This is a genomic window from Martinezella tropici (genome assembly GCF_008370325.1).
GTDB classification, from domain to species: domain Bacteria; phylum Pseudomonadota; class Alphaproteobacteria; order Rhizobiales; family Rhizobiaceae; genus Rhizobium; species Rhizobium tropici_B.
Genome location: NZ_VNIP01000008.1, coordinates 241,560 through 262,865, shown reverse-complemented (window position 1 = coordinate 262,865; position 21,306 = coordinate 241,560). Strand labels below are relative to the sequence as shown.

At 60.7% G+C, this 21,306-nt stretch carries 20 protein-coding genes; 8 read left to right on the top strand and 12 right to left on the bottom strand.

Translation table 11 applies throughout. The annotated features are described in order from the left end of the window. Positions 1-52 precede the first annotated feature (52 nt). Positions 53-1,102 (bottom strand): alpha/beta fold hydrolase, encoded by a 1,050-nt coding sequence (locus FP026_RS14320; RefSeq protein ID WP_149635289.1) that lies wholly within the window; start codon positions 1,100-1,102, stop codon positions 53-55. 360 nt (positions 1,103-1,462) lie between these two features. On the opposite strand from FP026_RS14320, the gene FP026_RS14315 reads away from it, so the two are divergent. Next, positions 1,463-3,235 (top strand): cytochrome c biogenesis protein DipZ, encoded by a 1,773-nt coding sequence (locus FP026_RS14315; RefSeq protein WP_149635288.1) that lies wholly within the window; start codon positions 1,463-1,465, stop codon positions 3,233-3,235. A gap of 50 nt (positions 3,236-3,285) precedes the next feature. Then, positions 3,286-4,044: an alpha/beta fold hydrolase gene (locus tag FP026_RS14310; protein ID WP_149635287.1), complete on the top strand. Its 759-nt coding sequence runs from the start codon at positions 3,286-3,288 to the stop codon at positions 4,042-4,044. A gap of 113 nt (positions 4,045-4,157) precedes the next feature. On the opposite strand, the gene FP026_RS14305 is transcribed toward FP026_RS14310, so the two are convergent. Then, positions 4,158-5,054 carry a LysR family transcriptional regulator gene (locus FP026_RS14305; protein ID WP_149635286.1) on the bottom strand — a complete coding sequence of 299 codons (897 nt, stop codon included), beginning with the start codon at positions 5,052-5,054 and terminating at the stop codon, positions 4,158-4,160. Positions 5,055-5,148: 94 nt separating this feature from the next. Between FP026_RS14305 and FP026_RS14300 the strand changes: the two genes are divergently transcribed. Further along, positions 5,149-6,564, top strand: a complete 1,416-nt coding sequence (locus FP026_RS14300; protein ID WP_149635285.1) for an aldehyde dehydrogenase family protein — start codon at positions 5,149-5,151, stop codon at positions 6,562-6,564. A 169-nt stretch (positions 6,565-6,733) separates the two neighbouring features. Further along, positions 6,734-7,228 (top strand): cytochrome b, encoded by a 495-nt coding sequence (locus tag FP026_RS14295; protein ID WP_149635284.1) that lies wholly within the window; start codon positions 6,734-6,736, stop codon positions 7,226-7,228. A gap of 21 nt (positions 7,229-7,249) precedes the next feature. Here the strand turns inward: FP026_RS14295 and solA are convergent, their stop codons facing one another. From solA to FP026_RS14265, 6 genes are all read right to left on the bottom strand, one after another. Continuing rightward, positions 7,250-8,398, bottom strand: coding sequence for an N-methyl-L-tryptophan oxidase (solA, locus tag FP026_RS14290; protein WP_149635283.1), 1,149 nt, complete (start codon positions 8,396-8,398; stop codon positions 7,250-7,252). Between the two features lies 1 nt (position 8,399). Then, positions 8,400-9,905, bottom strand: coding sequence for an HAL/PAL/TAL family ammonia-lyase (locus FP026_RS14285; RefSeq protein ID WP_149635282.1), 1,506 nt, complete (start codon positions 9,903-9,905; stop codon positions 8,400-8,402). Continuing rightward, positions 9,886-10,677, bottom strand: a complete 792-nt coding sequence (locus FP026_RS14280; protein ID WP_149635281.1) for an ABC transporter ATP-binding protein — start codon at positions 10,675-10,677, stop codon at positions 9,886-9,888. The genes FP026_RS14285 and FP026_RS14280 overlap by 20 nt, the downstream gene beginning before the upstream one ends. A gap of 22 nt (positions 10,678-10,699) precedes the next feature. Beyond that, positions 10,700-11,404, bottom strand: coding sequence for an ABC transporter permease (locus FP026_RS14275; protein ID WP_149635280.1), 705 nt, complete (start codon positions 11,402-11,404; stop codon positions 10,700-10,702). Between the two features lie 10 nt (positions 11,405-11,414). Next, complete coding sequence (locus FP026_RS14270; RefSeq protein ID WP_149635279.1) at positions 11,415-12,140, bottom strand: ABC transporter permease; 726 nt, start codon at positions 12,138-12,140, stop codon at positions 11,415-11,417. Positions 12,141-12,241: 101 nt separating this feature from the next. Next, positions 12,242-13,081, bottom strand: coding sequence for a transporter substrate-binding domain-containing protein (locus FP026_RS14265; RefSeq protein WP_149635278.1), 840 nt, complete (start codon positions 13,079-13,081; stop codon positions 12,242-12,244). 195 nt (positions 13,082-13,276) lie between these two features. On the opposite strand from FP026_RS14265, the gene hutC reads away from it, so the two are divergent. Next, positions 13,277-14,032 carry a histidine utilization repressor gene (gene hutC, locus FP026_RS14260; protein ID WP_149635277.1) on the top strand — a complete coding sequence of 252 codons (756 nt, stop codon included), beginning with the start codon at positions 13,277-13,279 and terminating at the stop codon, positions 14,030-14,032. 80 nt (positions 14,033-14,112) lie between these two features. Here hutC and FP026_RS14255 read toward each other — a convergent pair whose 3' ends face one another. Further along, the gene (locus tag FP026_RS14255) at positions 14,113-14,460 is read right to left on the bottom strand and encodes a hypothetical protein (RefSeq protein ID WP_149635276.1); all 348 of its coding nucleotides are present in this window, start codon (positions 14,458-14,460) and stop codon (positions 14,113-14,115) included. 175 nt (positions 14,461-14,635) lie between these two features. Further along, positions 14,636-15,073, bottom strand: a complete 438-nt coding sequence (locus tag FP026_RS14250; protein WP_149635275.1) for an Lrp/AsnC family transcriptional regulator — start codon at positions 15,071-15,073, stop codon at positions 14,636-14,638. Positions 15,074-15,215: 142 nt separating this feature from the next. Here FP026_RS14250 and FP026_RS14245 point away from each other — a divergent pair, with 142 nt between their 5' ends. Next, positions 15,216-16,265 (top strand): ornithine cyclodeaminase, encoded by a 1,050-nt coding sequence (locus tag FP026_RS14245; RefSeq protein ID WP_149635274.1) that lies wholly within the window; start codon positions 15,216-15,218, stop codon positions 16,263-16,265. A 65-nt stretch (positions 16,266-16,330) separates the two neighbouring features. On the opposite strand, the gene FP026_RS14240 is transcribed toward FP026_RS14245, so the two are convergent. Next, a complete protein-coding gene (locus tag FP026_RS14240; RefSeq protein ID WP_149635760.1) occupies positions 16,331-17,650 on the bottom strand; it encodes an MFS transporter in 1,320 nt (439 codons plus the stop codon). 238 nt (positions 17,651-17,888) lie between these two features. Between FP026_RS14240 and FP026_RS14235 the strand changes: the two genes are divergently transcribed. Both FP026_RS14235 and FP026_RS14230 read left to right on the top strand, forming a co-directional pair. Next, the gene (locus FP026_RS14235; RefSeq protein ID WP_149635273.1) at positions 17,889-18,773 is read left to right on the top strand and encodes a LysR substrate-binding domain-containing protein; all 885 of its coding nucleotides are present in this window, start codon (positions 17,889-17,891) and stop codon (positions 18,771-18,773) included. A gap of 180 nt (positions 18,774-18,953) precedes the next feature. Further along, complete coding sequence (locus tag FP026_RS14230; protein WP_188112599.1) at positions 18,954-20,735, top strand: PAS domain S-box protein; 1,782 nt, start codon at positions 18,954-18,956, stop codon at positions 20,733-20,735. A gap of 39 nt (positions 20,736-20,774) precedes the next feature. Here the strand turns inward: FP026_RS14230 and FP026_RS14225 are convergent, their stop codons facing one another. Then, positions 20,775-21,239 (bottom strand): Lrp/AsnC family transcriptional regulator, encoded by a 465-nt coding sequence (locus FP026_RS14225; protein ID WP_149635271.1) that lies wholly within the window; start codon positions 21,237-21,239, stop codon positions 20,775-20,777. Positions 21,240-21,306 lie beyond the last annotated feature (67 nt).

The following is a 21,306-nucleotide window of genomic DNA, read 5'->3' as shown; positions in this document are numbered from 1 at the left end:
CGACCGAGGGCGCCAGCTTGCGCCAGCGCCCCTTTCGCACACTATCGCCGAACTAGAAACGATCAACATCTATCACAGCCTGGGCGAAAGCCTGCGGGGCTTCCTGAGGCAGATTGTGCCCGATGCCGCCGGTGATGGTACGATGCTCGTACTTGCCCGAGAACTTGCCACGATAGGCCGAAGGTTCCGGATGCGGCGCACCGTTGGCGTCACCTTCCATGGTAATGGTCGGGATCGAAATCACCGGGCCGGCGGCGAGCTTCTTTTCATAGGCATCGAACTTCGCCTCGCCTTCGACGAGACCAAGCCGCCAGCGGTAATTGTGGATGACGATATCGACATGATCGGGATTGTCAAAAGCGGCCGCCGAGCGATCATAGGTGGCATCATCGAAAGCCCATTGCGGCGAGGCGGTGTGCCAGATCAGCTTTGCGAAATCGTGCCGGTTTTCCTGGTAGCCGAGGCGGCCGCGCTCGGTGGCGAAATAGAACTGGTACCACCAGGCAAGCTCGGCCTTCGGCGGCAAGGGCTTGCGGTTGACCTCCTGGCTGCCGATCAGATAGCCGCTGACCGACACCAACGCCTTGCAGCGCTCGGGCCAAAGTGCGGCCATGATGTCGGCGGTGCGGCCGCCCCAGTCGTAACCGGCAACGACAACCTTTTCGATTTTCAGCGCATCGAGAAGCGCGATCATGTCGGCGGCAAGAGCTGCCTGCTGGCCGTTGCGCGGGGTCTTCTTCGACAGGAAGCGGGTGGTTCCATAGCCGCGAAGATAGGGAATGATGACCCGGTAGCCGGCCCCGGCCAAAAGCGGCGCGACATCGACGAAGCTGTAAATGTCATAGGGCCAGCCATGCAGCAGCAGGACGACCGGACCATTGGCCGGGCCGGCTTCGGCGTAACCGACATTGAGCACGCCGGCATTGATCTGCTTCAGCGCGTCAAAGGAAGTATGGCTTCCGGCCTTGATCGCCGGCAGGGTCGAAGCGGAAGCCTTTTCCTCAGCACCAGCGATCGCGGGCAGGCCGAATTCGGCGGCTGCAACGGCGACGGCGGCAATACCAAAGAAGCGGCGGCGATTGTGATTGATTTCCTCAGACATCTGTCTCTCCTGTCGATTGGATCGTGAGGCTGAGAAAACCAGCCGCATGTATCGCCGATGTGTCGCCGGTCGCATGGTTTTGAATGACTATGTAGCTTCCGAAGGCGGAGATACAGTCTGATACAATCCACTTCCTTTGATCGAGCAATGTCCGGACGCCCCTGAAGCGCCGGTAAAGATCACATCGGCATCCTTCAGTTTGTATCGCAGTGTATCGAAGCCGAAGACATCGACGTTTCGGTACATTCTCCCATCTAGTCGGACACATTCGAGATACGTCGCCAACGGCAGATGGCGTCACTGCTGAGCACGGCCCGTCGCCGTTAGCAGCCGGTCAATCGTTTCTAAAGGAACAAGACGATGACGCTTCTCATCATTGCCTATCTCGGCGGTGCGCTGACAATCTTCAGTCCGTGCATCCTGCCCATCCTGCCCTTCGTCTTTGCCCGCGCCGGCCAGCCCTTCGTCAGGAGCACGCTGCCCATGCTTGCCGGCATGGCGCTCACCTTTGCCCTTGTCGCAACTCTTGCCGCGATCGGCGGCGCATGGGCGATCCGCGCTAATGAATATGGACGCCTTGCGGCAATCGTGCTGCTCGGCCTCTTCGGCCTGAGCCTGATCTCGCCGCGCATCGCGAGCGCCCTGTCGCGGCCGGCCGTCGATCTCGGCAACAATCTCCTGAACGCCGCCGGCGCGCATCGCGCAACGTCGAACGCCAGAAGCTCTTTTGTGCTCGGCATTGCGACCGGCCTGCTCTGGGCACCTTGCGCCGGCCCGATCCTTGGGCTGGTCCTGACAGGTGCTGCATTGAAAGGCGCCAATCTGCAGACGACCTTTCTGCTACTTGCCTATGGCGCCGGTGCTGCCACCTCGCTTGCCGTTGCACTCTTTGCCGGTGGCAAGATCTTTGCCCGCATGAAGCAATCACTCGGCCTCAGCGAACGCATCCGGCAGATCGCAGGTTTCGCTGTTCTCGCCGGCGTTGCCGCCATCGCGCTCGGCCTCGATACCGGCCTGCTGGCTCGCCTCTCCTATGCAAGCACCGGCTCCTTCGAACAGGTCGTGCTGGAAAAGCTGCACCCTAAGACCTCAGCGCCGGAGACCGAGGTTGCGAGCAACGGCACCATGAAGGTTGCGACAGACGCGGCACGTCCGTTCCACAGTGATCTTCCCATCGAAGGCACCGCCCCCTCGCTCGACGGCGCCGTGACCTGGCTGAACTCTGAGCTGCTGACCACGGCCGAGCTTCGCGGCAAGGTCGTGATCGTCGATTTCTGGACCTATTCCTGCATCAACTGCATCCGCACCATTCCCTATGTTCGTGCCTGGGCGGAAAAGTATAGGGATCAAGGCCTCGTCGTCATTGGCGTCCATTCTCCCGAATTCGCCTTCGAGAAGAATGTCGACAACGTCAAGAAGGCGATCGCCGACTTCAAGATCGGCTATCCGGTCGCGATCGACAACGACTACCGCATCTGGCGCGCCTTCGAGAACAACTACTGGCCCGCCCTTTACATGATCGATGCGAAGGGGCAGGTCCGCTACCAGCATTTCGGCGAAGGCAACTATCGCCAGACCGAACAGGCGATCCAGGACCTTCTGCGCGAGGCGGGCAGCAACATGGCCCAAAGCGGCCCGGTCGTTCCGGATGCAAAAGGTGCGGAAGCAAGCCCCGACCTCAGCCATATCCGCTCGGGCGAGACCTATGTCGGCTACAAGCAGGCAACAGGCTTTGCTTCTCCGGAAAGCGTAAAAGCGGACGCCGCAGCCGACTATTCGATTGCCAATCCCGACCTAAATCAGTGGGGACTGGCAGGCACATGGACGGTGGGTCCGGAAGAGGCAACGCTCGACAAGGCAGGCGGCGGCATCAGCTATCGCTTCAGCGCCCGCGACCTGCATCTCGTCCTCGGGCCGTCGGCAGACGGAAAGCCCATCCGCTTCCAGGTGACCGTAGACGGAAGGGCGCCCGGCGCCGACCACGGCTCCGATATCGACGCCGGCGGCAATGGCACCGTGACCGAAACCAAGCTCTACCAGCTCGTTCGTCAATCCGGTGATGTCAACGCACACAACTTCGAGATCCGTTTCTTCGACCCTGGGGTCCAGGCCTACGCGTTCACCTTCGGCTGAAATTTCCTCTTACCCCCAAGCATGAACCTCAACTAACAGGAGTAACACCAATGAATACTCGTTTTCTCTCCATCGCTGCCCTTGGCCTTGCCGCAAGCACTTTTGCCTTTGCGGCGCAGGCAGCCGAGATCAAGAACATCGTCATCGTCCACGGCGCCCTTGCCGACGGCTCGGGATGGCGCAAGACCGCCGAGATCCTTGAAAAGGACGGTTTCAAGGTTACGGTCGTGCAAGAACCGATCACCTCGCTCGCCGACGATGTCACTGCCACTAACCGCGTGCTCGACCTTCAGAACGGGCCGAGCCTGCTCGTCGGTCATAGCTATGGCGGCATGGTCATCACCGAAGCGGGCAACCGGCCGGATGTCGCAGGCCTCGTCTATGTCGCCGCGTTCCAGCCGGACAAGGGCGAAAGCCTGATCAGCCTCGCAAGCTCCAAGCCTGCCGGCGGCATGAACATCCGCGAAACCAAGGACGGCCAATATCTTTATCTCGATCCGGCGGCCTTCGCGGCGGACTTTGCTGCCGACCTGCCGAAGGACGAGGCCGATTTCATGGCGAAATCGCAGGTCTTTGCCTCGAAGGCCGCCTTTGCCGCCAAGGTCAGCGATCCGGCCTGGCGGGCGAAGAAGAGCTGGGCCATCGTTGCAACCAACGACCGCTCCATCAATCCCGAGCTTGAGCGCGACATGGCAAAGCGCGCCGGCAGCGACGTGACCGAAATCAAGGCAAGCCATGCCGTCTTCGCCTCGCAGCCGGAAAAGGTTGCCGCCGTAATCGAGAAGGCGGCCAAGGACGCCGGCAAGTAAGGTCAGACTGGCGGCGGCCTCATCAATGGGGCCGCTGCTTGCCTTTATGGGATCGTATCGACTGACTTCGATCCCGGAGCCGACAGGCAATAGAACGAATCTTTCGCCGGCGATCAGCGGGACGCATTCTGCTCGCGGATCAGATCGATCAAGGCCCGCAGCCGCGCCGGCATCTGGCGCCGCTGCGCGAAATAAAGACTGAGCCCCGGATAAGGCGGGCTCCAATCCTCCAGCACGGAGATCAGATTGCCCGCAGCTATATGGTCGGCGATGGATGCTTCACTGATGTAGGCGAGCCCCGCCCCAGCGAGGGCAGCGCTCAGCATCAGGTCAGAAGCGTCGAGAGTGAGGCTTCCCGGCGCGTCGATCAACACGGCCTGACCATGCCGCTCAAATTCCCAGCGGTAAAGCCGGCCGCCGGCCATGCGAGCGCGGATGCAACGATGCTTGAGAAGATCACCGGGAACAAGCGGACGCGGCCTGTCGCTGAAATAGGCGGGTGAGCCGACGACGAGCGAGCGCAGCGTCGGAACGATGGGTATTGCGATCATATCCGTTGGCACGGCCTCGGCAAGCCGAATGCCGGCATCGAAGCCCTTGCCGATGACATCGATCAAGGCATTGTCGGTGACGATTTCAATGTCCACGTTCGGATGGCGCCGCCCATATTCGAGGATAAGGGGAACCAGCAGCATGCGCGCCGCGCCAGGCGCCATGTTGAGCCGAAGCGTGCCGGACACCGATCCTGACGACACGCCAGCATTCTCGATGGCCCTGTCGATCGCAGCAAGCGCCGGCCCGATCTCCGCCACCAAGCGCTCACCGTCCTCAGACAATGTCACGCTGCGCGTCGTCCTGTTGAAAATCCGCACGGACAGACGCTCCTCCAACGTCGCGACCGCGTGGCTGAGCGCCGACGAGGACATGCCGAGTTCGCGGGCGGCCGCACGAAAGCCGCCATGGCGGGCAACCGCGGCGATCGCCTCGAGCTCCGTCAGGCTTGCCTTCATTGCGCGATTTTCCTTATCAGCCTGTTCCACATTGTCCTGCTAGACCGATCAAATAGCGCATCTTACCTCTCTGGTGAAGACAAAGGAGACGCTCATGCGCACCATCGACACCATCTATATCAACGGCAGCTTCGTTCAGCCCCATGGCACGGAGAAAGCCCCTCTTTTCAATCCGGCCACGGAAGAGCAAATCGGCACCGTGCACCTTGGCGACGAGAAGGATGTCGACGCTGCCGTTCGCGCCGCGAAATCAGCATTTCCGGCGATGTCGCAAAGCTCGAAGGCCGAGCGTGTTGCCATGCTGCAAAGCCTGCACGATGCGGTCGCGGCAAGAGCCTCCGATCTCACCGACGCCATGCGCGAGGAATATGGCGCGCCGGCATCCTTCATCGGCTTCTCGGTGACGCATGCCGCCACGGCGTTTCTCCACATGGCCAAGACGCTCGAAAATTATGAGTTTCGTCGTCACATCGGCCATGCGGAAATCGAAATGCGCCCCGCCGGCGTAGCAGCCGCGATCACGCCGTGGAACAGCAATTATGGCTTTATCTGCAGCAAGCTTGCCACCGCCATTGCCGCCGGCACGACCATGGTGATCAAGCCCTCCGAGATGAGCGCGATCCAGACGCAGCTCATCACCGAATGCCTGCACGCGGCTGGCCTGCCGAATGGTATCTTTAATATCGTCAATGGCTACGGCCATGTGGTCGGCGCCGCCCTCAGCGCCCATCGCGATATCGCCAAGATCAGCTTCACCGGCTCAACGGTGACGGGGCGCGCAATCCTCCAAGCCGCCTCGGCGGCCTTGAAGCGCGTGACGCTCGAGCTTGGCGGCAAGAGCCCGAACATCATTCTCGACGATGCCGATCTCGATCTTGTCATCCCGCAAGTGTTGGCTGTCGGATTTACCAATAGCGGCCAGGCCTGCATTGCCGGCACCCGCATTCTCGCGCCGGAAAGCCGGCTGGCGGAAATCCATGATCGTCTGACCCAAGCGGTTGCGACGTTCAAGGTGGGTGATGCAGGCGATCCCGCCGTCAGAATCGGCCCGATGGTCAGCGAGAAGCAGTGGGATCGCGTCCAATCCTATATCCGCCTCGGCCAGCAGGAGGGTGCCCGGCTGATCATAGGCGGAGAAGGACGTCCCGAAGGGCTCGATCGCGGCTGGTTCGTTCGCCCGACCATCTTCTCCGGCGTCAATAATGACATGAGGATCGCTCGCGAAGAGATTTTCGGACCCGTGCTTTGCGTTGTCCCCTACCGCGATGAGGCACATGCGCTCGAAATCGCCAACGATACGGTCTACGGCCTGCAGGCCTACGTCTTCTCCTCCGATATCGCCAGGGCAAAGCGGATTGCCGAGCGCATCGAAGCCGGCCGCGTCGTCATCAACGGCGCACCGCACGAACCGCTTGCTCCTTTCGGCGGATTCAAGCAGTCGGGCATCGGCCGGGAATTCGGCACTTACGGTCTGGAGTCATTCCTCGAACCGCGTGCGGTGCTGGGTTGATGGGACAGAGCCCAGGGGACCTTAATAGGTCGTCCGGGCTTTCCTCGAACTGCTAGTGGAAGGTCCTGGCCCACCAGCACCTGACGGGCCAACAAGGCCTCCCCCGGCGTTCAGGTTCTCGTTAGAATCACGTTCTATCTTTGGAACAGTTCCAATCTAAGGAGACCCAATGCCTGCCAGATCTGCCTATTCCATCCCGCAACGCATCCTTCACTGGCTCATGGCCTTGCTGATCTTTTTTAACCTCCTGTTTCCCGACGGGATGAATGCGTGGCGGCATCTGGTCCGTAACGGCCAGACGCCCTCATCAGCCGACATTGCCAGCGCCAATATCCACGCTTATGCCGGCATTGCCGTCCTGTTGCTCGCCATCCTACGCCTTGCAGTCAGATTTTCGTCCAACGTCCCCGCCACGCCGGATGGTCAGCCTGCCTTCCTGCACTACCTTGCGCAGCTGACGCATGTCCTGCTCTATGTGCTGATCTTTGCGATGCCGCTGTCGGGTATGGCAGCCTACTATCTGGGGATCGATACGGCGGCATTCGTTCATGGCGGGCCGATCAAGTCCCTTCTCTGGATCGTCGTCGTCCTTCACATCCTCGGCGCGCTCGTCCAGCACTTCTATTTTCGATCGGACGTGCTGCGACGCATGACGATCGGCTGAATTGCCCGCGAGATTGGCGGCCTATGCTCCCAGAGCGCCAAAATGCTTTTCGAAGGAGAACAAGGCGGTCGGCAATGTGCTTCCGCCTTCCAGCGCCAAATCCGCAAGGATTTCGCCGACCACGCTCGTAAACTTGAAGCCATGGCCGGAACAGGCCGAAGACACGACGATATCAGGCTGTCCCGGTACATGATCGATGAGAAAATCCTCGCTCGGCAGCATGGTGTAGCGGCAGGTCGTCGCCCGCACGCGAAACGAGGCGGCATCCGGCAGACGCTTGCTGGCGAAACTGTCGAGCAGATCGGTGTCGGCGTCATTGACCGGCGGATTGGGCACGGTCGGGTCGATCGGTTCCCGGAAATGCGCATGGCGGCCAATTTTTACGCCGTCCACGCCGATCGCGGGGAAGCCGAAATAAGAGCCGCCGGCGCCCTCGTCGCGCAGGAAGCAGGGCATGCGTTGCGGTGCGGCAACGAAGCCGTCCTTCGGCTGATACCAGGCAACCACCTGCCGGATCGGCTGCGCATGCACCTTCAGCTGTGGCACGAGTTCGGCGATCCATGCACCGGTTGCAACGATCACCTTGCGGGCGCGATATCGTCCCGTCGAGGAAACGACCGTCACGCCCGTATCGTCGGGCTCGATGGAAACGACGCGTTCGCCGAAATGCAGGATCGCACCATCCTCCGCTGCAAGCCTCAGATAGCCCATAATGGTAGCCTCCGGCCTGATATAACCGCCCTGCGGATCGAGCAGGCCAATCTCGCCTTCCTCCAGCGCAAAAGCCGGAAACCGGCGCTTCATGGCATCCCGGTCAAGTATTTCATGCGGCAGTCCATGCATGTCGCAGGAGGCGCGCGTGCCGCTGACGATCTTGCTGTCGGGCGCGCCGATTTGCAGCACGCCCGTCACGGTCAGAATTTCGGCCCGCAGCCTTGCCTCCAGCGAGCGCCAGTTTTCATAGGCCCGCTTCAGCAGGGGAACATAGGATGGATCTTCGAAGTAGCCGAGCCGGATCAGACGGCTGTCGCCATGCGAGGAGCTGAGCGCATGGGCGGGGAAATGCGCCTCGATCCCGATTGCCTTTGCGCCGCGAGCGGCGGCAAAGGACAATGCAGCACTTCCCATTGCGCCGAGCCCGACGACGGCAATGTCGTATTGCGCAGACATATTATGCTCCAGCTTCACTTTCGGCAGGCGGCGCGATCTGAGCGATCATGGTCCGCAAGGCTTCCATATCTGTATTCAACGGGCGATCGTCGCCATAGAGAGGAACCCGCGAGCGGACTGCCGCGTAGAGGCGGTCCGTCCCCGGCGCTCTCGCACCCTTCGAAACGAGGAAATCATGCGCCTGTGCCGCCGCCATCAGCTCGATCGCCAGGATATATTCGGCATTGTCGAGGATCGCGAGCAGCTTGTTGGCGGCCGCGGTCGGATGGGCAAGGAAATCCTCCTGAAGGCCGGAGGTCAGGCCGCCATCGAGCGATGCGGGAGCTGCCAGCCGCCTGTTGTCATTGCTCAGCGCCGCCGCGGTATATTGTGCGATCATGAAGCCGGAATGGCTGCCGGCATCGCTCGCCAGGAACGGCGGCAAGCCGCTGACCAGCGGATTGACAAGGCGATCCGTCCGGCGCTCGCTCATGGCAGCAATCTGTGCAACAGCGATTGCCAGACTATCAGCTGCCTGCCCAAGGGCTGGCGCCACCGCATGCGCCTCGGAGGAGACAACCGGCTGCTCCGGCGTGCCCGAAACGGCAGGATTGTCCGTTACCGAGGCAAGTTCCTGATCGACGATGCGCGCCGTCAGTTCGAAGACGTCCCAGGCCGCGCCATGGGCGTGCGGGACCGACCTCAGACTCAGCGCATCCTGCGTCCGCCGGCCGAGGGCAGCAGCAACGAGACCGCTGCCATGCAGACGGCTGCGCAACCTGCGCCCGACCTTGGCGATGCCGGCCGATGGGCGGAGCGCCAGCACCTTTTCATCGAAAGCGGTCATCTGGCAGCCTACGGCCTCCAGCGTCAGGGCGGCGATGGCGTCGGCCCAATCAAGCAGACGTTCGGCACGGGAGATGGCAAGCGCCGACAATCCGGTGGCGCAGGCTGTGCCGTTGACGAGGCTCAGACCTTCCTTGGCACCAAGCACCAGAGGGCTCAAACCGATTGCCGCAAGCGCCTCAGCGCCGCTCATGGATTTGCCTTTTACGGTTGCCCGTCCTTCGCCGATTAAGACGAGAGCGGTGTGGGCATTGTGCGTGAGATAGCCGGCAGAGCCCTTGGAAGGAACTTCCGGAATGCAGTCGCGTTCGAGAAACGCAGCCAGATGCCGGACGATCTCGGGCCGCACACCGGAATGACCATGGGCGAAATTGGCGATCTGCGCTGCGATGATCGAGCGCACCTCGCGGGCCGGCAAAAGCGGGCCGACACCGCAGGCATGGCTCAAGATGATGTTGCGCGACAGCCGGCTCTGGGAATCCCGATCGACCACCGTATCGGACAGGGCGCCGACGCCGGTATTGACGCCATAGGCGCGCACGCCCGTTTCGACGATCCGCTCGACGATGCGGCTTGCCTCGGCAACGCGTTCCCAAGCAGCATCGGAGAGAGACAAGGGCTCACCGGCACCGACCCGTGCGACGTCGCGCCAGGAAATCGGCTTATCGATGGTGATGGTCATTGCCGGTTCCGAAATGGCCGATGAACTGGCGGAAAGCCGGCGACGCGCCGCCGCCGAACATCTCGTCCGGCGTACCGCTGCTTTCGACGAGGCCTTCTTTCATGAAGACGACGCGATTGGAGACATTGCGGGCAAAGCTCATCTCGTGGGTAACCACCAGCATCGTCGTGCCCTCTTCGGCAAGCGAGCGCATGACGCGCAGCACTTCGCCGACGAGTTCTGGATCGAGCGCCGAGGTCGGCTCATCGAACAGCATCAGCTTCGGCTTCATGGCAAGGGCGCGGGCAATCGCCGCGCGCTGCTGCTGGCCGCCGGAGAGATGCGCGGGATAGGCATGGCGCTTGTCGGCAATGCCGACCTTTTCCAGCAGCACTTCGGCCTCGGCGACGCACTCGGCGCGGGGACGCTTCAGAACGTGGACCGGACCCTCGATGACATTCTGCAGGATCGTCATGTGGGACCAGAGATTGAAGCTCTGGAACACCATGCCGAGTTCGGAACGGATATGATCCACCTGCTTGTGGCTCGCCGGATAGCTTTTGCCGTTCTTGTGGATCATGCGGATCTGCTCGCCATCCACCCAGATCTCGCCATCCGTGGCGATCTCGAGGAGGTTGATGCAGCGAAGGAAGGTCGATTTGCCCGAGCCGGAGGCTCCCAGCAGCGAAATCACATCGCCATCCTGCGCATCGAGCGATATGCCGCGCAAGACCTCATGGGTACCGAAGCTCTTGCGGATGTTGCGGACGGAAAGTCGGGTGACACCTGGCATGATTTGCCTGCTCCAGTAAGCTTTAGGCCTTCAGCGCCGGCGGAATGGCGCGGCGATGACGGGACAAGGAATATTCCAGCAGGGCCATGGCCTGCAGAATGACGAAATTCAGCACGAGGTAGATGATCGCGGCGCAGATGAAGACTTCCATCGTGCGATAGGTCTGCGAGATCAGCCGCTGGGCAACGCCCGTGACCTCCCAGACGGTGACGAGGCTCGCAAGCGCCGTCGACTTCATCATCAGCACGATCTCGGTCGAATAGGCCGGCAGCGCGTGCCTGAAGGCGATCGGCGCGATGATGCGGCGAACGAGCAGAAGGCCGGACATGCCGATCGAACGCGCCGCTTCGATCTCTTTCGGCGAGACGGCACGGATGCCGCCGCGGAAGATCTCGGCCGAATAGCCGGCGGTGCAGAGCGCCAGCGACAGGATGGCGCAGACGACGGGCTCGCGCAGGAACGGCCAGAGGAAGGAATAGCGGATGATGGAGAATTGTGCCAAGCCGTAGAAGACCAGGAACATCTGAATCAGCAGCGGCGAACCGCGAAACACGAAAATATAGCCCTTGGCGAAACCGGAGAGGATCGGGTTGCCGCTGACGCGCATGGCGACGATGACGAGAGCGAGAAGGCCGCCGCAGAGGATCGACAGGGAGAAGAGCAGTAGCGTCATCGGCACTGCCTTCAGCAGCGTGACCATTGTGCTCGAGAGAAAATCGAAGTCCATGTCTTCCTCCTCAAGCCTGGCCGATGGTCGCAGCCGGCATGCTGCGATTGGCGCGTCGTTCTGCCCTGTTGAAGATGCGATCCGACAGGCTGGTCAGGACCAGATAGAGAATACCGCCAGCAATGAAGAAGAGGAAATACTGGCGGGTGGAGCCGGCAGCAACCTGGCTGGTGCGCATCAGTTCGGCAAGGCCGGTCACGGAGATCAGCGCGGAATCCTTGAGGCTCAGCTGCCAGACATTGCCGAGGCCGGGAATGGCGAAGCGCAGGACCTGCGGTATGATGATACGCCGCAGGCGCAAGCCGCGATGCATGCCTATCGCTGACGCCGCCTCAAGCTCGCCCTTGGAAATGGCAAGATAGGCGCCGCGGAAAACTTCCGCCTGATAGGCGCCGGAAATGATGCCTACGGCAAGCGCGCCCGCAGCAAAGGACGGCAGGCCGAGAAAGCCCTCATAGCCGAGCCATTTGCCGATCGACGTCACAGCCGATGAGCCGCCGAAATAGATCAGATAGATGATCAGGAGTTCGGGAACGCCACGAAAGACGGTGGTGTAGATGTTGCCGAGCGTTTTCAGCACCAGATTTCCGGAGAGCTTGGCGAAAGCGATGATCGCGCCCAATACGGCCCCGATGGCCAAAGCCGTCGCCGTGACGGCGAGCGTCATCAAGGCCGCCACGAGCAGCAGAGCGCCCCACCCGTTCGAGCCGAAGCCCAGCAATTGCAAGCTTGCCATAGATCCAATCCCTGTCCGTGGCAGTTTCAGGCGTCAGGATATCATACGGCCTCCGGCCGCAAAGCCGGAGACCGCCGATAGCGGCCCGAAGGCCGCGCTCGTCATTGCGGGCTGACGTCGACCTTGAACCACTTCATCGACAGGGTCTTGATGGTGCCGTCGGCAAGCGCCGATTTGATCGCCTCGTTGAACTTGTCGCGCAGATCGGTATCAGCCTTACGGACGCCAAGGCCTTCGCCTTCGCCCCAGATGGAGCCGGCGATTTCCGGGCCGGTGAAGGCGAGCGAATCGTTTGCGCTTGCAAAGGCGTTCGCGAAGTAGACCGCGTCGTCAAAGCCGAGATCGATACGGCCGTTCTGCAGATCAAGATCGCGATCGGCGCCGGTCTTGTATTCGCGGATCGTCGCGATCGAGCCGAAATTGTCATAGACGAACTTGGCGTAGACGGTTGCGGCCTGAATGCCGATCGTCTTGCCCTTGAAGGCTTCCTTCAGGACGTCGATTTCCTTGACGCCGGTCTGGCCGGGGGTCATCTTGATCGTGGTGCCGGTACCTGCGGCATTGGCAAGCGGGCTATCCTTGGCGGTCGCGAAGGCAGCGGGCGTCGCGGCATAAGGAACGGTAAAGCCGATGACCTGCTTGCGCTCGTCGGTGATCGACAGCGCATCCATGATCACATCGAACTTGCCGGCGTTCAACGCCGGGATCATACCATCCCAATCGGAGGCGACGAGCTTGCAGTCGATCTTGGCGCGTTCGCACAGAACCTTGGCAAGTTCTGGCTCGAAGCCGCCGAGCGTGCCGTCGGCATTCGTCATGTTCCACGGGGCGTAGGCACCTTCCAGGGTGATCGTCGCCGTCTTCCAGTCCTTGGCAACGGCCGGTGCCGCAAACGCGGCGGCAGCCATGACGCCTGACAAGAGAATTGCACTGAATTTCATCGTGTAGAGCTCCTCTGAGGTTGAAAACAGGCCTTGCAGCACTTCCTACCGATCTTCGCCGGCTTGCCCGCTTTCCCAATTTATTTTTAGGATTGATTGCGAGGTTGTATAGGGTACCATATGAGATAATTTATGATATGCAAGTGGGAAAGTTGTTTTTCGAGGCAGATTCACTCGGTGCAAAGGGAATAGGCAATGAAGCGCTCCGGCGAGATGAAACGCGAACTGGCGGAAAACGACGCCGCGCCTCTCTATGCCGGGGTCAAGCAGATGATACTCGATCGCATCCATAGCGGCGAGTGGCCTCCCAAATATCGCGTCCCCTCAGAGAACGAACTCGTTACCGAACTTGGCGTCAGCAAGATGACAGCCAATCGGGCGCTACGCGAACTCGCCAACGAGGGCGAGCTGGTTCGCATCCAGGGCGTCGGCTCCTTCGTCGCCGAACGCAAGGGCGCATCCGCCTTATTCGAGGTGCGCAACATCGCCGAGGAAATCGCCGAACGCGGCCATTCTCACCAGGCAACGGTGATCGTGCTGGCTCGGGAAGCCGCATCCCCCGACGTTGCCGATGCGCTGGAACTCGACATCGGTTCACCAGTTTTTCATTCGCTGATCGTTCATAGCGAAAACGGGGTGCCGGTCCAGATCGAGGACCGGCATGTCCATCCGGAGGCCGCTCCCGACTATCTGGAGCAGGACTTTATCGACATGACGCCGAACGCCTATCTTTCGGCGGTCGCGCCCTTGAGCGGCTCGGAGCATGTGGTCGAAGCGGTGATGCCGCAAGCCTGGGAATGCAAGCTGCTGACCATCCTGAAAACCGAACCCTGCCTGACGATCCGCCGGCGCACATGGTCGGCGCGCGGCGTCGTTTCTACGGCGCGGCTGGTCTACCCAGGGAATCGCTACCGGCTGGAAAGCCAAAGCAGCAGATCTTCGGACCGCTAAGTTGTATATGGAAGATAGGTCTTTCTTTCTATCGAAAGGAGCGGTGCGGTCGACTTCCTGCGTGCTTGAAAAAGGCAGAGCTACGAGATCTGCTGCATAAGCTCCACGAACAGAGCACCTAAAATCAAGCCCGAAACGGTAGCGAGCACTTTCAGGATCGCACGCTCGATCCGCAGACATTTCTTCGGCAGCACCAGGGCAAGCGTTTCACTTGCCGCTGCGATCGATAGGCACACCAAGGCAACGATGCGACGGTCGTCGGGGTAAGCCATGACGAACAGGAAGCCCAGAAGGCCGAACGGGACGATTCTGTCGACATTTGCCAGCGTCATGAAGGGATACCTCGCCCGAACCGGGACGACCGTGGTCACAACAATCAGGCCGAGGACGGTCCAGGCAAGGGCATAGGCGAGCAAACTGAGGTCCATGCGAAATCATAACAACACATGCAGCGAGTTTTCAAGCGGGGCGCCGCATCCCGCCATCCACGGGTGAAATATCCATGCGAATATTATGTCGCGGCACGTTGGCGGCTAATCCGTGAGGATCTTCGGCAAAGGAGAATTCAAATCCTCGCACGACACCTCGACGACATCAGCATCGTCACAGGCTGCTAAGCAGCAGGCTGGTTTCGCTATTGGCAACGCCGTCGATCATCCGCACTTCGCGCAGGACCCGGTCGAAGTCCGAGAGGCTGGTTGCGCGGATATTGGCCACCAGGTCCCAATTTCCGTTGGTCGTATGCAGCGAATAGATCTCGGGCAGGCCACGCAGCTTGCGGATGACCTGGGTCGTCGATTTCCCAACGACTTCGATCATCATGACGGCGTGGACAGTCTGCTCTTCATAATCTTCGCGCACCCGTACGGTGAAACCGAGAAGCGTGCCGGTCTCGATCAGACGGTCCAACCGGTTCTGCACTGTACCGCGCGCGACACCCAAGGCATCCGACAGCTTGGAGAGGGAGGCGCGGCCATCGGCGCGCAAATGCGCTATGATGCGTCGATCGAGATCGTCCGGAATATATTTGGCAAGCGCCATTGCGTAATCCCGTTTTGCCTTTTCCGCCAAAAATACTGAGCAATTCGTACAACGCAATACCAGAACTGACACAGTTTTGCGATTTCAGTCAATCGATCCGCTTGTTACCCTATGGGAAACAAATTGCATTGAGGACATGGCGATGACCGCACCGCTTCCTTCGGAGAAAGCCTTCATTCCCTTCGTCAGCGTCGAGAATATGATGCGGCTCGTCCATCATGTCGGCATTGAAACCATGTTGGTCGAACTCACCGACGCCATCGAGGCGGACTTTCGTCGCTGGGACCTCTTCGACAAGACTCCCCGCGTCGCCTCCCATTCGCATGACGGCGTCATCGAGCTAATGCCGACCTCCGACGGGGCGGTCTACAGCTTCAAATATGTGAACGGCCATCCGAAGAACATGGCTCAAGGCCTGCAGACCGTCACCGCCTTCGGCCTGCTGGCGGAAGTCTCGACCGGCTACCCGGTACTATTGACCGAAATGACGCTCCTGACGGCCCTGCGCACGGCGGCGACCTCGGCAATGGCGGCCCGCCACCTGGCACCGGCCAATGCGCGCCGCCTCGCCCTGATCGGCAATGGTGCGCAGGCGGAATTCCAGGCGCTGGCGATGAAGGCGGTTCTCGGCATCGAGGAAGTCCGCCTCTACGACATCGACCCGAAGGCGACGGAAAAGACCGTGCGCAACCTCGGCAAGACAGGGCTGCGGCTCGTGCCCTGCACCTCGGCCCAGGCCGCCATCGAAGGCGCCGACATCATCACCACCTGCACGGCCGACAAGCAGTTCGCGACCATTCTGACTGACAATATGGTCGGCGCCGGCGTGCACATCAACGCAATCGGCGGCGACTGTCCGGGCAAGACCGAGCTCCATCGCGACATCCTGCTGCGCGCCGACACCTTCGTCGAATATCCGCCGCAGACGCGCATCGAAGGCGAGATCCAGCAGATGGATCCGGATTATCCGATCACTGAACTCTGGCAGGTCGTCGCCGGCCAGGCGCAGGGCCGCAGCAGTGAGCGGCAGATCACCCTGTTCGACAGCGTCGGCTTTGCGATCGAGGATTTCTCCGCCTTGCGCTATGTGCGCGAGAAGCTGAAAGGCACGGACTACTTCCAGAAGCTCGATATTATTGCTGACCCGGACGACCCGCGCGACCTGTTCGGCATGCTGCTGCGGGCCGGCTGAAAAAATCGATGGCGATCGCATTCGTGACCGCCATCGAATTCATCCTTTCATTGCCTCGGATGCTTTCAGCCCTTGCTGCCCGACGCAATCAGTGTCGGCTCCTCTACCCTACCGCTCAGCGAGAAGGCGAGCAGTGCCGACAACAGCATCAGCGCCCCGACGATGAACATCGGCAGTTCGTAAAGGCCGGTCGCATCCTTGACGACGCCGGTGATATAGGGCGCGGCAAAGCCGGCGATGTTGCCGATCGTGTTGATCAGGGCGATGCCGGCTGCCGCCGCCGGCCCGGTCAGAAAGCGGGACGGAATGGCCCAGAAATTCGGCAGGGCGGAAAAAATCGCGCAGGCCGTCAGCGTGATCATGACGATCGTCGCCTCAGGCGAACCCATGTAGAGCGCAGCCGGAATGCTGAATGCGCCGATCAGGGCCGGAACGCCGATATGCCACGGCCGCACGCCGCGCCTGGAGGCATCGCGGCCCCAGAAGAACAGGGCAATGGCTGCCGGCAGATAGGGAATGGCCGTGATCAACCCCTTGTCGAAAACGTCGAATTTGGTGCCGAACTTCGTCTCGAAACCGGCAATGATGGTCGGCAGGAAGAAGGCCAGCGCATAGAGGCCATAGATCAGGCCGAAATAGATCACCGACAGCAGCCACACGCGGCCGTCCGTTAGCGCGAAACCGGTCATCTTGCCATGAGCGGCCGCCTTGGCCTTTTCCTCACCGGCAAGCTCCCGATTCAGCCAATCCTTTTCCGTCTGCGTCAGCCACTTGGCATCGTCGGGCCGATCCGCGAGATAGAACCAAGCGACGATGCCGATGATGATGGCGGGAACGGCAACGCCGAAGAACATGACGCGCCAGCCTTCCAAGCCGAAGAGACCGTGCATCTGTATGAGCATCGCCGCAAAGGGCGCGCCAACGACCGTTGTCAGCGGCTGGGCGAGGTAGAACAATGCCAGGATCTTGTTGCGATGTTTGGCGGGCACCCACATGCTTAGGAAAAGGATCGCGCCCGGAAAGAAGCCGGCTTCGGCAACCCCGAGGAGGAAACGCAGCACGTAAAGCTCCGTCGCGCTCGATACCCAGGTGAACAAGAGCGCCACGATGCCCCAGCTCACCATGATGCGGGCAAGCCAGCGACGGGCGCCGTATTTGTGAAGCGCCAGATTGCTCGGGATCTCCAGCACGATATAGCCGAAGAAGAAGATGCCCGCAGCGAAGCCGAACTGCGCCGCCGTCAGCGCCAGATCCGTCGTCATGCCGTTCGGGCCGGCAAAGGAGATCGCGGTACGGTCAAGGAAGTTGATGAAGAACATCAAGGCGATGAACGGCACCAGCCGCTTCGATACCTTGGCGATGGCCGAACGCTCGACCTGTGACATTTCCTGATTAGCAGGCTGCAATAGAAATCCTCCCCCCAGTCCTGAAACCCAGCGGCGCAACGATCCGCTTGCGTCGCTGACAGAACGGAAACTCCGACTTCCCTTCCAGTCCCTGCCTTCGGCCGCATGCGCCTTCGAATGACCTTGATCTCTAGCGGTATGGACAAGCCGCAAGCAAACGATTTAATCTCCCTGTCATGTGAGGAAAAATCACATCACGCTATCGCAGGACTGCACAATGAGTGGCCCTCTTCCATCGTTGAATGCCTTGAAGGCTTTCGAAGCGACCGCGCGGCACAAGTCGATGACGCTGGCAGCCGACGAGCTTTGCGTTACGCATGGCGCGATCAGCCGGCATATCCGCGGTCTCGAACAGACGTTGGGTGTCATTCTCGTCAACCGCCGGGCCCATTCCACCGAGCCGACGCCTGAAGGGCTGCGGCTGGCCGAGGGTCTGGCGAGCGCCTTCGGCCTGATGCAGGCGAGCGTCGAGCGTGTTCGCCCCGGCCCGCTGACGCTTTCCTGCTCCTCATCGATCATGATGGGATGGATCATTCCCCGCATCGGCCAATTCCACGAGCACCATCCGCACATCGCCCTGCAATTCAACATGAACTACGATCAGGTCGATTTCGTCCGGGACAAGATCAGCCTCGCGATCCGCTCGAGCATCATCGAACCGCCGAAGGATGCGATCATCCGCGAATTGGGCGGCGAGGCGATCGGCCCGGTCTGCTCGCCGGAATATCTGAGCCGCTCCGGCATTCGTTGCCCAGGCGACATGGAGAATGCGGCACTCCTGTCCACACGCACGCGCCCGCAGGCCTGGAGCGACTGGCAGGCGATCGCGTGTAGGACGGATCTGCAGCTCGCGTCCCAGTCCGCATTCGACCATTTCTACCTGCTGATCCAGGCTGCCGCCTGCGGTCTCGGCATTGCTGTTGTTCCGCAGATGCTGGTGCTCGATCAGCTCGCCTCGGGGCGGCTGGTGGCACCGTTCGGTTTCCTACCTGGACCTAGGCGCATGGTGCTGTGGATCGCCCCGCATATTGCAGGCAGGCCAGACGCATTGGCGCTCGAGCGATGGCTGACGGCCGAAATGCATGCAAGGCCGGACACCTGACGTTTCCGATCGGGGCCGGCTTGAAACACATTGAAATCGCCGAATTTTCTCTCTGCACTTCGCCATGGGGAATATGCTATGAATCCTTGCAAGCATGAGCGAACCGGACAATTCTTGCAGGCCCGGCTATCGCTCGAGGGAGGGGCCATCCTGAACATCGTGGCAAATCATACCGGCGAAATGGCAGCGCTCATCTCTGGCCTCGATTGGGCAGCGACCAGTCTCGGCCCTCGATCGGCATGGCCCTCCTGCCTTACGGTCGCAGTCGATATCATGCTGTCGTCACAGGCCCAGATCGCCGTATTCTGGGGTGAGGACTTCGTTGCCCTTTACAACGATGCCTATGCCGTCACCATAGGCAACAAACATCCGCGGGCTTTGGGACGTCCCGCGCGAGAAAACTGGGCAGAGCTTTGGAGCGATCTGGAACCGCTTCTGCGTTCCGTCTTGCAGGATGGCAATACGGTCGCCGCCAAGGACCGGCCGTTCTACATCGAGCGCCACGGCTATCCCGAAACAGTCTATTTCGACATTTCCTATTCGCCCGTTCGCGATGCGAACGGCAAGGTGTTGGGGGTCTTCTGCATCGTCAACGAGACGACGGAGCGCGTTCGCTCCGAACAGGTATTGCGCGAAAGCGAGGAACGGATCCGCGCCGTCATTTCCCAGTCAGCGACGGGAATAGCCCAATGCGAACTCGACGGCCGCTTCGTTCAAGTGAACGGACGCTTCTGCGAGATTATCGGCTACTCCGAGACCGAGCTTCTCGGCATGCGGATGGACGACATCACCTATCCGGACGATCTACGCGAGAATATGCGCCTGTTCGAGACGCTGCTCGCGACCGGTGAAAACTTCGAGATCGAAAAGCGCTATATCCGCAAGGACGGCAGCCTCGTATGGGTTGCAAACGCCGTTTCTGGCTTGCGCGACAGCTCGGGACACATCCAGCGGGTCGCGGTCCTCGTCACCGATATCACCGAACGCAAACGCGTACAGGAAGTGGAGCAGCGTCTAGCGGCTATCGTCGCCTCGTCGGACGACGCCATCCTGAGCATTGATCTCAACATGATAATCACAAGCTGGAATACCGGCGCTGAAAGGCTTTACGGCCACTCCGCCGACGAGGCCATCGGCACGTCGGTGATGATGCTCGTTCCCGACGACCGCAGTGACGAAGAGCCGGCTATCCTCGCCCAGATCCGCGCGGGTCAGAAAGTCGAACCCTATGAAACCAAGCGACGCAACAAGAACGGCGAACTTGTCGACGTCCTGCTCAGCGTCTCTCCGATCTATGACGCTTACGGCCGGATCGTGGGGGCTTCGAAGACCGCCCATGATATCAGTGCGAAGAAGGAAGCCGAACGCCTGCAGACGGTGCTGGCCGGCGAACTCAATCATCGCGTCAAGAACGTGCTTGCAACCGTCATGGCCATATCACGCCAGACATTGGGACGCGACGAGATCGACAAGGTGGCCGTCGAGACATTCGAGGCGCGGCTGGCTTCGATGGCGCGCGCGCATGACTTGCTGATCCACGGCAAATGGGAGGAAACAGACCTTTTGGCCGTCATCGGCCAGGCACTGTCGCTCTACCCTAAGGAGAGGTTCGAAATTTCCGGTCCGGCGATCAAACTGGCGCCGCGAACCGTTATCTCCATATCGCTCGCGATGCACGAGCTTGCTACGAATGCCGCCAAATATGGCGCGCTGTCGGTGCCTGATGGCCGTGTCGCCATCCGCTGGTCTCTGGAACCCGGCGAAACCAACCGGCTGAGCCTGCGCTGGCAGGAAACGGGAGGGCCGACCGTCAAACCGCCCACCCGCAAGGGGTTTGGCTCCAGGTTGATCGAAAGCCTGCTGGCGGCCGAACTGAACGGCCAGGTCAATATCAGCTACGAGCCGAGCGGCGTGATCTGCGAGGTACATGCCGCGACAGGCATCGGCCAGGATCAGGCCTGACAGAGAACTGCCTGAATATGCGCAGAGCAGGCCGCTTGTTCAGCGCGGATTTTTCGGCCGCGTCGCAAGCACATTGCGGATCGAGAAGCTCGAATGGATCCGCAGCACTCCTGGCATGGTCGAAAGAATATCCTTGTGGATGCGCTCGAAATCGCCGGGATTGGCAACCTCGACGCGCAGGAGATAATCGGACCCGCCCGTCATCAGGAAACACTCCTTGATCTCCGGATGCCTGCGCACCGCCGCCTCAAAACGATCGAGGTGATCCTCCGTCTGCCGCTCGAGCGTAATATTGATGATGACAGCGATCGTCGCTTCCGCCTGGGAGGTATCCACCAGCGCCGTATAACCCCTGATGACGCCGGCCTGCTCCATCAGTTTGATGCGCCTGAGGCAGGCCGACGGCGACAATCCCACCTCTGCAGCCAGCCTCGCATTGCTGACACGGGCATCGAGCCTGAGCAGGCGGAGAATATTGCGGTCGATGGTATCGAGGGCCGGCACGTGAATTCTTTCAAAAATTCGCAGTTCATTTCAATATCAACGCAATTACACAATAATCAATCGCTGT

Coding starts and splice junctions, on each gene's coding strand:
- FP026_RS14285 (WP_149635282.1), bottom strand. CDS start 9,905: ATGACCATCACCATCGATAAGCCGATTTCCTGGCGCGACGTCGCACGG.
- solA (WP_149635283.1), bottom strand. CDS start 8,398: ATGTCTGCGCAATACGACATTGCCGTCGTCGGGCTCGGCGCAATGGGA.
- FP026_RS14240 (WP_149635760.1), bottom strand. CDS start 17,650: ATGTCACAGGTCGAGCGTTCGGCCATCGCCAAGGTATCGAAGCGGCTG.
- FP026_RS14320 (WP_149635289.1), bottom strand. CDS start 1,102: ATGTCTGAGGAAATCAATCACAATCGCCGCCGCTTCTTTGGTATTGCC.
- FP026_RS14305 (WP_149635286.1), bottom strand. CDS start 5,054: ATGAAGGCAAGCCTGACGGAGCTCGAGGCGATCGCCGCGGTTGCCCGC.
- FP026_RS14265 (WP_149635278.1), bottom strand. CDS start 13,081: ATGAAATTCAGTGCAATTCTCTTGTCAGGCGTCATGGCTGCCGCCGCG.
- FP026_RS14280 (WP_149635281.1), bottom strand. CDS start 10,677: ATGCCAGGTGTCACCCGACTTTCCGTCCGCAACATCCGCAAGAGCTTC.
- FP026_RS14295 (WP_149635284.1), top strand. CDS start 6,734: ATGCCTGCCAGATCTGCCTATTCCATCCCGCAACGCATCCTTCACTGG.
- hutC (WP_149635277.1), top strand. CDS start 13,277: ATGAAGCGCTCCGGCGAGATGAAACGCGAACTGGCGGAAAACGACGCC.
- FP026_RS14245 (WP_149635274.1), top strand. CDS start 15,216: ATGACCGCACCGCTTCCTTCGGAGAAAGCCTTCATTCCCTTCGTCAGC.
- FP026_RS14300 (WP_149635285.1), top strand. CDS start 5,149: ATGCGCACCATCGACACCATCTATATCAACGGCAGCTTCGTTCAGCCC.
- FP026_RS14310 (WP_149635287.1), top strand. CDS start 3,286: ATGAATACTCGTTTTCTCTCCATCGCTGCCCTTGGCCTTGCCGCAAGC.
- FP026_RS14315 (WP_149635288.1), top strand. CDS start 1,463: ATGACGCTTCTCATCATTGCCTATCTCGGCGGTGCGCTGACAATCTTC.
- FP026_RS14235 (WP_149635273.1), top strand. CDS start 17,889: ATGAGTGGCCCTCTTCCATCGTTGAATGCCTTGAAGGCTTTCGAAGCG.
- FP026_RS14250 (WP_149635275.1), bottom strand. CDS start 15,073: ATGGCGCTTGCCAAATATATTCCGGACGATCTCGATCGACGCATCATA.
- FP026_RS14275 (WP_149635280.1), bottom strand. CDS start 11,404: ATGGACTTCGATTTTCTCTCGAGCACAATGGTCACGCTGCTGAAGGCA.
- FP026_RS14255 (WP_149635276.1), bottom strand. CDS start 14,460: ATGGACCTCAGTTTGCTCGCCTATGCCCTTGCCTGGACCGTCCTCGGC.
- FP026_RS14270 (WP_149635279.1), bottom strand. CDS start 12,140: ATGGCAAGCTTGCAATTGCTGGGCTTCGGCTCGAACGGGTGGGGCGCT.
- FP026_RS14230 (WP_188112599.1), top strand. CDS start 18,954: ATGGCAGCGCTCATCTCTGGCCTCGATTGGGCAGCGACCAGTCTCGGC.